Here is a 15,068-nt window from a genome sequence, read left to right as displayed (position 1 = left end):
GTGTGCTCCTTAGGCCTTCTCGACGTTGCAGACGGTGGTCTTGGTTTCCTGCATCATGGTCACGATGTCGTAACCGTAGGTCGTGGCGGTGTTGACCGCCTCGCCCCGCACCACGGGCATCGCGCCATCGGGGTAGTACGGCTTCATGTCCTGACCCTGCCAGCGACCGGAGAAGTGGAAGGGCAGAAACACCGTGTCCGGGCCCACACGTTCGGTCACCAGGGCTTGCACGTTCAGGCGGGCGCCGGTCGGTGAACTGACCCAGACGCGGTCACCGTTGCGGATGCCGCGCTCGGCCGCCGCTGCCGGGTTGATCTCGACAAACATTTCCTGCTGCAGCTCGGCCAGCCAGGGGTTGGAGCGGGTTTCCTCGCCGCCGCCCTCGTACTCGACCAGTCGGCCGGAGGTCATGATCAGCGGGAATTTCTCGTGGACCTTTTCCTCGACGTTCTTCTGCTGCAGCGACTTGTAGAGGATGGGCAGGCGCCAACGGTTCTTCTGGTCGTCGTGGCTGGGGTACTTGGCCACCAGGTCCGGACGGATGCCGTAGATCGGTTCGCGGTGCTGCGGGATCGCATCAGGGAAGTTCCACACCACGGCGCGGGCCTTGGCGTTGCCGAACGGGTGGCAGCCGTGGGCCATGGCCACGCGGATGATCGCGCCCGTCGGATCGGTCTTCCAGTTCTTGCCCTCGGCCTTGGCCTTCTCGGCGTCGCTCAGGTCGTCCCACCAGCCCAGTTTCTTGAGCAGCACGTGGTCAAACTCGGGGTAACCGGTGGTGATCTCGGCACCCACCGAGTGCGAACCGTCCTCGGCCAGCAGGCTCACGCCTTCGCGCTCGACACCGAAGTTGGCGCGGAAGTTGCCGCCACCGTCCATCACATGCTTGGACGTGTCGTACAGGTTGGGCGAACCGGGGTGCTTGATTTCGGGCGTGCCGTAGCAGGGCCAGGGCAGGCCGAAGTAGTCACCGCTCATGTCGTAGCCGTTGACCTTGTCGACCACCTTGCCTTTGCACTTGAGCGTCTTGACATCGAAGGCGCCCATGTTGCGCATGTGGGCCTGCAGCCGCTCGGGACTCTGCCCGGTATAGCCGATGGTCCAGACGCTGCGGTTGATCTCGCGCAGGATGTCCTCGACCGACGGCTCTTCCATGCCGCCCTTGCCCTTGACCATCTTGTAGTTCTTGGACAACTGCTCGGCAAAACCCAGCTTCTGCGCCATCTGGTGCATGATCATGTGATCGGTGCGGCTCTCCCACAGCGGCTCGATCACCTGCTCGCGCCATTGCAGCGAGCGGTTGGAGGCGGTGCAGGAACCGCTGGTCTCGAACTGCGTGGCGGCTGGCAGCAGGTAGACCGCCCGGTTCGGGTTCAGGTCTTCCGGCTTGCCCGGCATGGCCGCCATGGCGGCCGTGGCCGACGGATACGGATCCACCACCACCAGCAGATCAAGCTTGTCCATGGCGCGCTTCATCTCCAGACCACGGGTCTGGGAGTTGGGCGCGTGGCCCCAGAAGAACATCCCGCGGATGTTGGCTTCCTGATCGATCAGCTCGTTCTTCTCGAGCACGCCATCGATCCAGCGCGAGACGGTGATGCCAGGCTTCTCCATCATGCCTTCGGCGTACTGCGACTTGATCCAGTCGTAGTCCACACCCCAGACATTGGCAAAGTGCTTCCACGAGCCGGCGGCCAGGCCGTAGTAGCCCGGCAGCGAATCGGGGTTGGGCCCGACGTCGGTGGCCCCTTGAACGTTGTCGTGACCACGGAAGATGTTCGTCCCGCCACCGCTCTTGCCCACGTTGCCCAGCGCCAGTTGCAGGATGCAGGAAGCGCGGACCATGGCGTTGCCGATGGTGTGCTGCGTCTGGCCCATGCACCAGACGATGGTGCCCGGGCGGCTGTCGGCCAGCATCTTGGCGACCTTGAGCATCTGCGCTTCCTTGACGCCGCAGGCCTCTTCCACCTTGTCCGGCGTCCACTTGGCCATGACGTCCTCGCGGACCTTCTCCATGCCGTAGACGCGGTCGTTGATGTACTTCTTGTCTTCCCAGCCGTTCTTGAAGATGTGATACAGCAGACCGAACAGGAAAGGAATGTCGGTGCCGGAGCGGATGCGGACGTACTCGTCGGCCTTGGCGGCCGTGCGGGTGAACCGGGGGTCCACCACGATCATCTTGCAGCCGTTTTCCTTGGCGTGCAGCATGTGCAGCATCGACACCGGGTGGGCTTCGGCGGCGTTGGAACCGATGTACAGGGCGACCTTGCTGTTCTGCATGTCGTTGTACGAGTTCGTCATCGCCCCGTAACCCCAGGTGTTGGCCACACCGGCCACCGTGGTCGAATGGCAGATGCGCGCCTGGTGGTCGCAGTTGTTGGAACCCCAGAAGCTGACGAACTTGCGCAGCAGATAGGCCTGTTCGTTGTTGTGCTTGGACGAGCCAATGAAGTAGACCGAGTCGGGACCGCTGGCCTTGCGAAGCTCCAGCATGCGGGCGGTGATCTCGTCGTAGGCCTGATCCCAGCTGATGCGCTGGTACTTGCCGTTGACGAGCTTCATCGGGTAGCGCAGACGGTACTCGCCGTGGCCGTGCTCACGCAGCGACGCACCCTTGGCGCAGTGGGCGCCCAGGTTGATCGGCGAATCAAACACGGCCTCCTGCCGCACCCAGACACCGTTCTCGACGATGGCGTCGGTCGCGCAACCCACCGAGCAGTGGGTGCAGACGGTGCGCTTGACCTCGATCTTGCCGGTGCCGTCGATGGAGCCGCCGCTGGCGGCCTTGGCCTTTTTGACGAGCGTGAGCTGGGTGGCTGCCAGGCCAACGCCGACGCCCAGACCGGAGCGGCGCAGGAATGCGCGACGGTCCATGGTCGGCAAGGCAGCGGACAGGCCGCGCTGCAGGCTCTGGACAAACGGGGTGTGGCCGCGCGAATGGGCGCCGCCGGATTTTTTGGTCAACAACATCGTGGGGCTCCTGTCCGGTTCAGATCAGGGTGGTCTTGTAGTACTGCTTGACGTGGTCCGTCAGGCTGTAGCCACCGCCGCGGGTCGGCGCCGGCTTGTCAACGGGTGCGATGTCCTCCGGCTGCACGCGGGGCATCAGGCTCGCGGCTGCGGCGACGGCACCGGCCGTTCCGACCCCCGCAAACAGGGTGCGGCGGCTCAGGGAAGGCTTGTCGCTCGGACGTGGGGGCTTGCTCATGCATGTCTCCTGTGGAACACGATCGCACGTGCAGGCGAGACGCTGCACTTGCGGGCTTTTTGCATATGCTGAATCTACCCATTGTGCTCAGGCTGTGCAAGCTGGCACCTACCCGACAACCCACGGGGAACACCCCGGGGTATTTGATTGCGGCGCTGCAACATCCGCAGCAACCAGAACTGAAAGCGATTTTCGTGCCACCCTTCGCTTGCTGACGCTGCGGGCCTGCTGGCCCGCGCAAAAGTACCCCCCGACGCGCGCCTTCCCTGCGGACGAGCGATCGGGGCGCCCATTCCCCGCGGGCAGACGTCAGCTTGTCGACTGGCCGATGCGACAACTTGTCGCGAACAGTGCGGCGCAGAGGCCTGATGCCCCTGTCGGTTTTCCGTCAATGCCCCAGTGAAACGCTCGGTTACGTCCGTAGAATGCGGCCGCGTGGAACCCAGCAATTTGCCCTCTCTGCCCGAACGCCACCTGGAAGGCTGGCCCGGCTGGTCGATCCTGGTGATCGACGACGAGCAGGGGATGCTGAACTTTCTGGTCAAGACACTGGCCCCCCGCTGCCATTTCGTCATGAGTGCCGGCAGTGCGGAAGATGGCGCCAACTGGCTGCGCAGCCACCACGTCGATCTGGTGATCCTGGACATCTCGCTGCCCGGCAAGAACGGCGTGACCTGGCTCAAGGAGCTGCGGGAACAAGGTTACGCCGGCGAGGTGATCCTGATCACCGCCTTTGCCGACCTGGACACCGCGATCGAAGCCCTGCGTGCCGGTGCGTCCGATTTCATCCTCAAGCCGTTTCGGGTGCCCCAGATCCTGAACGCGGTCAAGCAGTGCTACGAGCGGGCGCGGTTGCGGCGGGAGAACTTCGTGCTGCGCCGGGCCATGGCGATGCCGGTCACGGGCGGTCCTTCGGTGGTGGGCAGCTCCCCCGCGATGCAGGCCCTGCGCGCCTCGATAGCCCGCGTGGCGTCCGTCAACAGCACGGTGCTGTTGCAGGGAGAGTCGGGCACCGGCAAGGAGCTGGTGGCGCGGGAACTGCATGCCCAGAGTCCGCGAGCCTCCGGCCCCTTCGTGCCCGTCAATTGCGCAGCGGTGTCGCCCGAGCTCATTGAACGCGAGCTGTTCGGCCACGCCAGAGGGGCCTTTACCGGCGCCAACCGGGCGCGCGAGGGACTCTTTCACTATGCCCAGGGCGGCACCCTGTTCCTGGATGAGATCGCAGAGCTGCCCCTGCCCGTGCAGGCCACGCTGCTGCGGGCGATCGAGGACCTGAAGATCCGGCCGGTGGGCAGCGAACAGCTGGTGCCGCTGAACCTGCGCATCATCGCCGCCAGCAACCGGCGTCTGGCCGATGAGGTCTCGGCCGGACGCTTCCGCAAGGACCTGTTCTTCCGCCTTCAGGTGGTGGAGCTGACGCTGCTGCCGCTGCGCGAGCACAAGCAGGATATCCCGGAGCTGGTGGCGCATTTCATCACGCAGCTGGCGCCAGCGCTGGGCGTGCCCCCCCTGGCCATCAGCCCCGAGGAGCTGGCCTTCCTGGCCCAGTACGACTGGCCCGGCAATGTGCGCGAGTTGCGCAACCTGCTGGAGCGCTCGCTGATTCTGGGTTCGCTCAACGTGTCGGCCCTCTACCCTGGTGAAGCACCCCGCACACCACCGGTACCCGCTGGCGGCCCGATGGACCTGGCCACCCTGGAGAAGCTTCACATCCTGTCGGTGCTGGACTCGGTGCAGGGCGACAAGACCCGGGCCGCGGAGTTGCTGGGAGTATCTCGCCGCACCCTGGAGCGCCGGGTGGCCGAATGGGGGCAGGGCCTGGCATGAAGCTGCCCACGCCGCGCTGGCTGGCCACCTCGGTGCGCAACAAGCTGCTGGCGATGGCGCTGCTGCCCTTGCTGGTGGTGTTTCCCCTGCTGGTGCTGGCCATCGCGGTCTGGAGCAGCATCACCTATGACCGCCTGCTGATCACCAAGGTGCGCAGTGACCTGGCGGTGGCCCGCGGCTACTTTGACCAGACCCTGGCCGAGGTGGGCAGCGGCACCCGCGGCGTGGCGCGTTCGCAGAGGCTGCTGCAGGCCATGGCCGGCGATGACCTGGGTGCACAGCTGGCCGCCGACCGGCAGGAGCTTGGCCTGGACTTCCTGCTGCTGTTTCGGCACAAGGACCCGGGAAGCGCCCTGCCCGCCAGCGTGGTTCCGTTGCTTCAAACCACCACAGGGCACCAGGGCCGCGCGGCCCAGATCGTGCGGCTCTCACGCGAGGAACTGGCGGCACTGGCTCCCCAGTTGCTACCCCGCTTGAACATCCCCCTGGTGCCCACGCGCAACGCATCCCCCGATGCGCGCGCCACCGAAGACCGCGCGCTGGTGCTGCTGGCGCTGCAGCCGGTACTCGATGCGACCGGTCAACCGCAAGCCTTGCTGGTGGGCGGCCTGCTGCTCAACCAGAACCTGGACTTCATCGACCACATCAACCGCATCGTCTATCCCGACGGTGCCTTGCCATTTGGAAGTGAAGGCACAGCCACCCTGTTCCTGGACGACGTGCGGATCACCACCAACGTGCGCCTGTTCCAGGACCAGCGCGCCATTGGCACCCGCGTTTCGCAGACCGTGCGCGACCGGGTGCTCGGTCAGGGCGAGACCTGGCTGGACCGCGCCTTTGTCGTCAACGACTGGTATGTCTCGGCCTACGAGCCGCTGCTGGACGCTGCCGGCCAGCGCGTGGGCATGCTGTACGTGGGCTTTCTGGAGTCGCCCTTTCGCTGGGTCCGGCACGCCATGCTGGCGGTCATGGGCCTGATCTTCCTGGGGGTGATGGCGGTGTCGGCCATGCTCTCGGTGCGCTGGGCGCGCAGCATCTTCCGCCCGGTGGAGCAGATGAACCGCACCATGCAGCGCGTGGAGGATGGCGACAGCGCCGCGCGTGTGGGCCCGCTGCCGGCGCGCGACGAACTCGGCGCGCTGGCCGGTCATCTGGACCAGCTGCTGGACGTGATCGACGACAAGACCACCGCCCTGCGGCGCTGGGGCGAAGAGCTGGACCAGAAGGTGGCCGAACGCACGCGGGAGCTGGAGGAAAGCAACGCCTCACTGCGGCTGGCGCAGCAGCAGCTGGTCAAGAGCGAGAAACTCGCCGCCATCGGCCAGCTGACCGCCAGCATCGCACACGAGATCAACAACCCGATCGCGGTCATGCAGGGCAATCTGGACCTGATCCGGGAGACGCTGGGCTCGCATGCACGACCGGTGAAAGACGAATTCAAGCTCCTGGACGAGCAGGTCGAGCGCATGCGGCTGATCGTCACCCAGCTGCTGCAGTACGCCAGACCCACCGAATACGCCGGTTATGTGGAAACGCTGGATCTCAACCAGACCATTCACGACTGCCTGGTGCTGGTGGCGCACCTGCTGGCACAGACCCGGATCGAAGTGGTGCGCGACCTGCAGGCCACACAGCGGGTGGGCTTCAACCGGCAGGAACTGCAACAGGTCATCATCAACCTGCTGATCAACGCCATCCAGGCCATGCCGCAGGGCGGCACGCTGCGGCTGGTCACCCAGGACTGGACCGATGAACACGGCGCACGCGGAGCGATGCTGCAGGTGAAGGACACCGGCCTCGGACTGGCGCCGGGCGTGACCGAGCGTCTTTTCAGGCCCTTTTTCACCACCAAGAACGACGGCAACGGTCTGGGCCTGTGGATCAGCCTGGGACTGGTGGAGCGCTATGGGGGCAGCATCAATGCTGGGAACCAGGAAGACGGCCAGCGCGGTGCCGTGTTCAGCGTGCGCTTGCTGACCGAGCCCCGCGTGCCCGACGCCACACCCACCCGGGACGGTCGGCCCGGGCTGCTTCAGCCTTGACCGGTCACGCGGCCCCTCAGGCCATCAGATCGAACCCCTGGGCCTCCACACTGATGAAAGCGGCGGTGAACGCCGCCAGCGCGGCGTAGAACCTTGCCTTGGGGTGAGCGGTAATGGCGTCGCACATGGCGGGCACCCAGGGCTGCACGTGGGTGCTGAAGAACTTCTGCTGCTGCGTCAGGTTGGCCACCTCGACGTCGTCTCCCGCGATCAGGTAGCGCATCACTTCACACACGCAGGCGAAGTGGTCTTCGGTCTCGGGCATGGCTTCATCGCGCACCAGCCCCAGCGCCGCCAGATCACCACGCAGGGCGGCCAGCGGCTTTTCGTTGAGGAAGCCACTGAGGTAGAACGAACCGAACAGGTACACCTCGGGCTTGCCCACGCCGCCGAACAGGGCGTCGTACTCGTCAGCCACCTGCTGATCGCTCAGCTCGCGCACGGTGCCCACGAACTGGCGCCACGGCTCCTCCAGAAAACCACCGGCGGCAGGCGCCTCGGTGACGGCGACACGCAACTGCGCCAGCAGATCGGCACCGGGAGGGGCGTAGTAGAGGGCCGCGAGCAGGCCGTACACCTCGGCACGGGCGGTTTCCTCATCCAGGGCGGAGGACACGGGAATCTTTTCGTTCATATCGTTCTTTGGTTCGGTTCGCTCATCACCGCAGCAGCAGCGCTGGGGCCTAGATGTCCGTGATCTTCTTCTCGTCCGGATTGGTGTAGATGTCCACCACGCGGCAGTCGCCGCACATCTTCAGACGCTCGAGCGCTTCGCCCTGGAACATCGCGTGGCCACTGAGTTTGGCGATCATGACCTCGATACCCTTGAGGGTGCCGAAGGGCTTGCCGCAACGCACGCACTGGTAGGGTTGCGCCTCATTGAGCACACGCGGCTGGCGGCGCTCTTCGCCCAGCAGCAACCGGGGCTGCAGGGAGATGGCATTCTCGGGACAGGTGGTGGCACACAGGCCGCACTGCACACAGTTCTTTTCGATGAAGCGCAGCTGCGGCCGATCGGCGTTGTCCTGCAGCGCGCCGGCCGGGCAGGCACTGACGCAACTCAGGCACAGGGTGCAGGCATCGCGGTTGACGTTCAGGGTGCCGAAGGGTGACGCAGCGGGCAGGGCAATGGCGGCGTCCTTGGTGCGACCGGCGCGGCTGGCGCTGTCCTGCAGCAGGTGGTCCAGTGCCAGGTCCAGTGTGGCCCGTTTCTCGGCCTGGACCGCGAAGCTCGCCGCACGGGTCACCCCCTGGGCCGGCGCCTCACCGAGTTCGCTGTCCAGCAGCGGCAGGTCGCGCGCGTCGCGCACCTCGATCAGCTTGAAGTGGCGCCCGCTGTAGCCCAGCGCCTGCACGATGGATTCGGCCACGGCCATCTGTTCACGCAAGGCGTCGTGGTACTGGGGCGCTTCCTCCCCCGTCATCAGCACCCAGACCTGCGAGGCACCGTAGGCGAATGCCGTGAGCCAGAGGTCGATACCGACAGAGGACGTGTGCCAGAGCGGCAGCGGGATCACGCGTGCCGGCACACCGCGCACCGTCTTGTCCAGTTGGGCCATGCGGCCCAGGTCATTGACCATTGCCGCACCGGCTGCCTGGCTGTGCAACAACACGGCCGCATCCTTGCCGCCCGCCTTGGCGTAGCTGGCCAGCAGGGTGCGCAGCTTGACACCCTGCTCGCTGGCGCGCGGGTAGGCGTAGCTGAGGGCGCCAGTGGGGCAGACGGTGGTGCAGGTGCCGCAGCCCACGCACAGATTGGGGTTGACGACGATCTGGTTGCGCTTGATGTCGCTGCTGATGGCCGAGGCCGAGCAAACATCCACGCAGGCGTTGCAACCCACGCTCAGGTTGCGCCCGTGGGCGCAGAGCTTCTGCTTGTAGGTGAAGAACTTGGGTTTCTCGAACTCACCGACCAGATCGCGCAACTGCGTGACGGCGCGCACCTGCGCCATGGCGTCTGCCGTCGGCGGCAGATGAACGTAGCCTTGGGGCAGCGCATGCTGCGTGAAGCCTGGCGCGTCGCGCAAATCCAGCACGAGGTCAAACTTTTCCTCGCGTGTCTGCGCATCGCGCTGGAAGTTGATGGCACCAACGGCATCGCAGGCCTTGACACAGGCCCGGTGCGATTGGCACCGCGACAGATCGATCTGGTAGTCCAGACCGATGGCGCCTTCCGGGCAGGCGGCCACGCAGGCGTTACAGCGGGTGCAGAGGTCCAGATCGATGGGGTTGCTGCTGCTGACCGTCACCTCGAAAGCACCGAGCCAGCCTCGCAGGCTCTGCAGTTGTCCGGCCACCACAGGATACTGACGCGCCTGCTGGCCGCTGCCCCCGGTGGCCAGGACGGTGACGTCCAGCGCGTCGCTGACCAGCGCGGCCAGGGTTTCGGCCTGCTCCAGCGGGCCGATGATGAGCAGGCGACCATCGCTTTGGTAGGTGACCGTGGGCACCGGCTCGGGATCGGGCAGGCGCGCGGCCGCCAGCAAAGCCGCCATCTTGGGCGTCGCCTGGCGTGCCTCCCGCCCCCACCCACCGGTCTCGCGGATATTGACAAAACGGATCGGGCGAACATCCAGATCGACCGCGCCTTCGGTCTGCTGGGACAGTTCGGTGAACAGGCGGCTTTCCTGGGTGCAGGCCACCACCAGCTCATCCCGGCTGCGGGCCGCGCGCTGGAAAGCCGGTGCGTCGCGTCGGCACAGCGTGGTATGCAGGGTCAGGTCTTCATCCAGCGCCTGCCCCAGGGCTTTGGGATCCAGGGGCATGGTCTGGTTGCAGTTGCAGATCAGGGTGGTCATCGTGGGCTTCTTGGGGCTGTTCTGTGGGGGGTGCCACCGGCTCTGGCTGAGCAAGCGGCGCAGGCGCCTCGGTGGCCGTCGGTTCATCGACCAGCTTGAGAAACTGGGCGCCCACCATCTTGGCCAGCATGTCGGCGGGAATCGGTTCGCTTTTCGTGTAGTCGTCGATGTAGATGTCCAGCCCGTCCATCACATTGAAGTGCGGATCGGCAAACAGCTTCTTGACCGCGGCGTTGCGCACGTCGGCCGGCACATGCCGCGCGACAAACGGCCTGAAATCCGACTGGGGGGTCAGGTCCGCCACATCGTCCAGGGTGGGCGCGGGCTGCTCAGCAGGGTGATTGACCACCGGCTCTGACACCTCGGCGTGCGCTGACCCAGGTTGGGCCTGCGCCGACACCGGCACAGGGGCTTCGGGCTCGGGCGGCGGGGGCTCCGGTGGCAAAGACTGACCACTGCGGACCAGCGCCTTGCGCCGTGACCAGCGGGAGAGGAAGCCATTGTCCTCGCTGCTCATGACGTCTCCTGGCTGGACAGGGCCGTGCTCCGTGGCCTGCCGGCACGCAAGCGGGCAGCCCTGAGAAAGGACTCCATCACGGGGCCGCTGTCCAGCAGGCCCAGGGTTTCATCGGTCGCCTGCAGGTGAAACTCCGGGTGCCATTGCAGTCCCAGCACAAAGCCAGTGCCTTCGTGGCGGATGGCCTCGATGACGCCATCGCGAGGGCTGCGGGCTTCCACCACCAGACCGTCGCCCAGTCGGTCAACGCATTGGTGGTGGATGCTGGTCACGCGATGGGTGAGGTCTGCACCGTACAGGTCGGCCAGCAGCCCGTCCGGAGAAAAAGTCACGTCGTGCATCAGACGGTCATAGCGCCCGGTATCCTGGTGCGGCACCGCGTCCTGCCACTGCGACGGAATGTCCTGCACCAGGGTGCCACCGAAATAGACATTGATGAGTTGTGCACCGCGGCAGACCCCCAGCACCGGTTTGCCCGCTTCCACGAACCCGCGAAGCAGGGCCAGCTCGTAGCGATCGCGGATGGGATCGCCAGCCCAGTCCGGATGACCTGGCAGCGCACCGTAGGTTTGCGGACAGATGTCGATGCCGCCTTGCAGCACCAGTCCGTCCAGCAGATTGACCACCTCGCTGACCGGCACCCGGTTCACCAGCGTGGGCGCCGCCTCGTCCACGAAAGGCACCATCAGGGCTATGGCGTTGTGTGCCATGATCCAGTGGGCCATGGAACTCTCCAGGAACTGCAGCCGCTTCTGGGGCAGTCCCAATCCGGGGGGCGGGTCGTGCAAGAGGCGGGCCGAGATGCCAATGCGCAGGCTCATGTGCCGCCCCTGCCACGCGAGAGCTTGTCGGTGGAGATCCGGACAGGTTGACCGAAGCGGTCGGTGAGCGGGCGGAAGCTTTCCGGCCGTTTGCGACGCTTGGGTTCGACCTGGTGGTGCCGATCGACGAACGCCTGCAACCAACCCACCACCGCGGGTGGCGCCGGCACCTGATCGACCTTTTCCTGGGCATCGAGCCAGCGGCCGGCGTCGTGGTAGCTGAGGGTGACGATCTGCGGCATCGCTCCAGGCTCGCCGTCCACCAGCCACTCGTCGTCGCTGCGCCAGAACACCCAGAAGCAAGGGGTGGGGCTGGTGAGGTTCAGAAAATAGCCTTCGGCGTCATCCCGGAACAGGGTCACGCGGCGATGCCGGAATATCCAGTGGCGTGCTTCAGGCAATCCACCCGCATCCACGGGCACCACCTCCTCGGGTGGCAGCATCGCCTGCCCAACGTCCGAGAGATCGGCCAGGAACGGCTCGCCCTCGGGGATGACGTCCACCAGCACCCAGCGCGCGGACTGCCACCGGCTCATCGGGCCGGTGACAGGCTCGCGCCGCATCACGACGGCGACATCGATGGACGGGCGTCGGGCGTGCGTGTCATATGAATCGGTTTGCATGGCAAACCGGACTGTACGCCATGCATGCCCGACCCGTCGTACGTGGCTCCCCTAAGTCAGCGTTGGCCCATGGGTATGGGCTGCAAGGGTCGTCGGTCAGTAGGTCTCCAGGTGCAGCCGGCCCTCGCGCTTGAGCTCAGCACCCACGGTGTCCCAGTCAAGCCCGGCACCGGCGGCGATGTCGCGCAGCGCCAGCACCACGCCCTCTTCCATGGCCTTGAGGCCACAGACGTAGAAGTACGCATTCGGGTCCTGCAGCAAGGCAGCCAGGTCGGCGGCGCGGTCGCGCATGGCGTCCTGCACGTACTTCTTGGGCTGGCCTGGCGTGCGGCTGAAGGCAAAGTTGCTGTCGATGAAATCCTTGGGCAGGCTCTGCAGCGGACCGAAATACGGCAACTCCTCCTGCGTGCGGGCACCGAAGAACAACATGAGCTTGCCCGACTCGAACTTGCCGCTGGCGCGCAGGCGGCGGCGCCATTCGGTCATGGCGCGCATGGGCGCCGAACCGGTGCCAGTGCAGATCATGACAATACTGGACTTGGGGTGGTTGGGCATCAGGAAGCTGGTGCCGAACGGCCCGATGACCTGCACCTGGTCACCGACCTTGAGGTCACACATGTAGTTGCTGCCAACGCCGCGCACCGGCTGGCCCGAATGGTCTTCGAGCACGCGCTTGATGGTCAGCGACAGGTTGTTGTGGCCGGGCCTCTCGCCATTGCGCGGGCTGGCAATGCTGTACTGGCGCGCGTGGTGGGGTTTGCCGTTGGCATCCACACCGGGCGGGATGATGCCGATGCTCTGGCCTTCGAGCACCGGGAAGGGCATGGATCCGAAGTCGAGCACGATGTGGTGGGTGTCGTACTCCTTGCCGACCGCGGTGACGCGCAGGTTGCCGGTGACGGTGGCGGTCACGGTCTTCTCGGCGGCCTTGGGGCCGTAGAGGTTGGTGTAGGCGTGGGCGGCGCTCCACGGCGGCACCGTGGCGCCGTACTGGGCGGAATTGAAGGCGCTCTGGCCGCTGGGGTCGGCGGCGGGCTGGGCCTCCGGCTCGTAGACAGCAACGGCTTCGTCAGCGCCCGCGTCCGATGCCATGGCGGCGATCTCGGCACCCGAGAGTTCAGGCGGCAGCACGTCCCAGCCCAGTTGTTCCTCCAGGCTGTAGGCCTTGGCCTTGACGACGCGGCGGTAGTTGTCGATCGAACCGGTGGGGCAAGGCGAGATGCAGTCGTTGCACCAGTTGCACTTGTTGACGTCGACCACGTAGTTGCGCGAGTCGTGCGTGATGGCGCCGACCGGGCAGATCGATTCGCAGGTGTTGCAGCGGATGCAGATCTCGGGGTCGATCAGGTGCTGCTTGATGACGGCGGCTTCCAAGGGGGCGTTCATCTGGGGTCTCCGTTGCGATTCGTTTTCGTGGCGTTCTATTGTGTGGTGTCTTTGGACTTCGTGGTGGCACCGCATGGGCCGGGGTAACCGACTCCGTTCGTGTCGCGGTTGACTTCGTGGTGGCACCGCGTGAGCCCGGGTGACTGACTCCGTTCGTGTCCCCCGCCGGCCTGCGGCCGGCTCCTCCTTTACCTCACTGCGTCAGCCACCCAGGCTCACGCTCGGAGGCTTGCGAGACAAGAAAAGTCGTCCATCTTGTAGCTCGCCGGAGGCCGTGCCTTCGTCAAGGATGCGGTGGAACCGGCTTCGCCGGGCCACTCGCATCGTCCCCCCTTCAAGCGCCGAAGGTGCGCCAGAAAGGGGGGAAGCCGCGCAGCGGCGCAGGGGGGTTAATTGAAGCGTACGTAATCGAAGTTCACCGGCTGACGGTTGATACCCATGACCGGCGGCGCAATCCAGTTGGCGAACTTGCCCGGCTCCACCACGCGGCCCATCAGGCTGGCCACATAGGCTCGGTCCTGATCGGTCGGCAGCCACTCTTCGACCTTGGCGTTCCACTCGTGGTCGGTGACCACGCGGCCGTCCGGGCTGACCTTCACGCCCTTGAGCGTGCCGATGTTGCGGTGGAAGGCCTTGTGCGGCACCTTCAGGCGGAAGTCGATGCCAGCCTTCTCGATCAGGCGGTTCCAGCGCTCCACACCACCGACGCTGTCCTTGATGTAGTCGTCGCGCAGCACTTCGTTGAGCGCGTTGAGCATCGGCACTTCCTTCTCGATCAGCTGGCCGTTGACCACGTCGATGATCTTGTAGGTGTTGCCCTTGAGCACGTGGTCGTCGGTGCGCTTGCCCTCTTCGAAACGGCCCTTGAGACCCGAGCTGTAGAAGGTGGCGGCGTTGGACGACTGGTCGGCGCCGAACAGGTCAATGGTCACCGAAAAGTGGAAGTTCAGGTACTTCTGGATGGTCGGCAAGTCGATCACGCCGGCGGCGCGCAGCTTGTTCACGTCGTCGGTCTTGAGCTGGTTCATCATCTCGCAGGTGCGGGTGATGACGCGGCCGACACCCGACTCGCCCACGAACATGTGGTGCGCTTCCTCGGTCAGCATGAACTTGGTCGTGCGGGCCAGCGGGTCGAACGCGGATTCGGCCAGCGCGCAGAGCTGGAACTTGCCGTCGCGGTCGGTGAAGTAGGTGAACATGAAGAAGCTCAGCCAGTCGGGCGTCTTCTCGTTGAAGGCTTCCAGGATGCGCGGGTTGTCGGCGTTGCCGCTGTTGCGCTCCAGCAGGGCTTCGGCTTCTTCGCGGCCGTCCTTGCCGAAGTACTTGTGCAGCAGGTACACCATGGCCCACAGGTGGCGGCCCTCTTCCACGTTGACCTGGAACAGGTTGCGCAGGTCGTACTGGCTGGGCGCGGTCAGGCCCAGGTGGCGCTGCTGTTCGACCGATGCGGGCTCGGTGTCACCCTGCGTGACGATGATGCGGCGCAGGTTGGCGCGGTGTTCGCCAGGCACGTCCTGCCAGGCGGCTTCGCCCATGTGGTCACCGAAGTGGATCTTGCGGTCCTGCTCGGCGGGGTTGAGGAAGATGCCCCAGCGGTAGTCGGGCATCTTCACATGGCCGAACTGGGCCCAGCCCTGCGGGTCCACGCTGACGGCGGTGCGCAGGTAGACGTCGAAGTTCTGCGAGCCTTCCGGGCCCATGTCCTGCCACCACTGCAGGTAATTGGGCTGCCAGTGCTCCAGCGCGCGCTGCAGCGTGCGGTCTTCGCTGAGGTTGACGTTGTTGGGGATCTTCTCGCTGTAGTTGATGCTCGACATGGTGTGCTCCTGCGGGTGGACTCTTCGGT

Annotated in this window: 11 protein-coding genes; 2 read left to right on the top strand and 9 right to left on the bottom strand. The window is 65.6% G+C overall.

Features of this window, described 5'->3' with window-relative positions; all coding sequences use genetic code 11:
• Positions 1–9: 9 nt before the first annotated feature.
• Together ACFQNJ_RS04585 and ACFQNJ_RS04580 are read right to left on the bottom strand one after the other, a co-directional pair.
• Positions 10–2,970, bottom strand: a complete 2,961-nt coding sequence (locus ACFQNJ_RS04585) for a formate dehydrogenase subunit alpha (RefSeq protein ID WP_374640659.1) — start codon at positions 2,968–2,970, stop codon at positions 10–12.
• Between the two features lie 19 nt (positions 2,971–2,989).
• On the bottom strand, positions 2,990–3,208 hold the full coding sequence (locus ACFQNJ_RS04580) for a formate dehydrogenase (protein ID WP_374640658.1): 219 nt from the start codon (positions 3,206–3,208) through the stop codon (positions 2,990–2,992).
• Between the two features lie 435 nt (positions 3,209–3,643).
• Here ACFQNJ_RS04580 and ACFQNJ_RS04575 point away from each other — a divergent pair, with 435 nt between their 5' ends.
• Together ACFQNJ_RS04575 and ACFQNJ_RS04570 are read left to right on the top strand one after the other, a co-directional pair.
• On the top strand, positions 3,644–5,035 hold the full coding sequence (locus tag ACFQNJ_RS04575; RefSeq protein ID WP_382254230.1) for a sigma-54-dependent transcriptional regulator: 1,392 nt from the start codon (positions 3,644–3,646) through the stop codon (positions 5,033–5,035).
• Positions 5,032–7,077 carry a sensor histidine kinase gene (locus ACFQNJ_RS04570; protein WP_382254228.1) on the top strand — a complete coding sequence of 682 codons (2,046 nt, stop codon included), beginning with the start codon at positions 5,032–5,034 and terminating at the stop codon, positions 7,075–7,077. The genes ACFQNJ_RS04575 and ACFQNJ_RS04570 overlap by 4 nt, the downstream gene beginning before the upstream one ends.
• Before the next feature lie 16 nt (positions 7,078–7,093).
• Here the strand turns inward: ACFQNJ_RS04570 and ACFQNJ_RS04565 are convergent, their stop codons facing one another.
• The 7 genes from ACFQNJ_RS04565 to boxB all read right to left on the bottom strand — a co-directional run bounded on the left by ACFQNJ_RS04565 (position 7,094) and on the right by boxB (position 15,039).
• A complete protein-coding gene (locus tag ACFQNJ_RS04565; RefSeq protein ID WP_382254225.1) occupies positions 7,094–7,711 on the bottom strand; it encodes a TorD/DmsD family molecular chaperone in 618 nt (205 codons plus the stop codon).
• Positions 7,712–7,760: 49 nt separating this feature from the next.
• Positions 7,761–9,842, bottom strand: coding sequence for a 4Fe-4S binding protein (locus ACFQNJ_RS04560; RefSeq protein WP_382254618.1), 2,082 nt, complete (start codon positions 9,840–9,842; stop codon positions 7,761–7,763).
• The gene (locus ACFQNJ_RS04555; RefSeq protein ID WP_382254223.1) at positions 9,802–10,392 is read right to left on the bottom strand and encodes a DUF3306 domain-containing protein; all 591 of its coding nucleotides are present in this window, start codon (positions 10,390–10,392) and stop codon (positions 9,802–9,804) included. The genes ACFQNJ_RS04560 and ACFQNJ_RS04555 overlap by 41 nt, the downstream gene beginning before the upstream one ends.
• On the bottom strand, positions 10,389–11,213 hold the full coding sequence (locus ACFQNJ_RS04550) for a gamma-glutamyl-gamma-aminobutyrate hydrolase family protein (protein WP_374640653.1): 825 nt from the start codon (positions 11,211–11,213) through the stop codon (positions 10,389–10,391). The genes ACFQNJ_RS04555 and ACFQNJ_RS04550 overlap by 4 nt, the downstream gene beginning before the upstream one ends.
• Positions 11,210–11,836, bottom strand: a complete 627-nt coding sequence (locus tag ACFQNJ_RS04545; RefSeq protein WP_382254220.1) for a DUF3305 domain-containing protein — start codon at positions 11,834–11,836, stop codon at positions 11,210–11,212. The genes ACFQNJ_RS04550 and ACFQNJ_RS04545 overlap by 4 nt, the downstream gene beginning before the upstream one ends.
• Positions 11,837–11,932: 96 nt before the next feature.
• The gene (gene boxA, locus ACFQNJ_RS04540; protein ID WP_382254218.1) at positions 11,933–13,222 is read right to left on the bottom strand and encodes a benzoyl-CoA 2,3-epoxidase subunit BoxA; all 1,290 of its coding nucleotides are present in this window, start codon (positions 13,220–13,222) and stop codon (positions 11,933–11,935) included.
• A 389-nt stretch (positions 13,223–13,611) separates the two neighbouring features.
• On the bottom strand, positions 13,612–15,039 hold the full coding sequence (gene boxB, locus ACFQNJ_RS04535; RefSeq protein ID WP_382254215.1) for a benzoyl-CoA 2,3-epoxidase subunit BoxB: 1,428 nt from the start codon (positions 15,037–15,039) through the stop codon (positions 13,612–13,614).
• Positions 15,040–15,068: the final 29 nt, after the last annotated feature.

This window comes from Hydrogenophaga bisanensis (genome assembly GCF_042665135.1).
Taxonomy (GTDB): Bacteria; Pseudomonadota; Gammaproteobacteria; order Burkholderiales; family Burkholderiaceae_C; genus Hydrogenophaga; species Hydrogenophaga bisanensis.
Note: the sequence above shows the minus strand (reverse complement) of the source record. Positions and strands in the feature narration are given on the sequence as shown.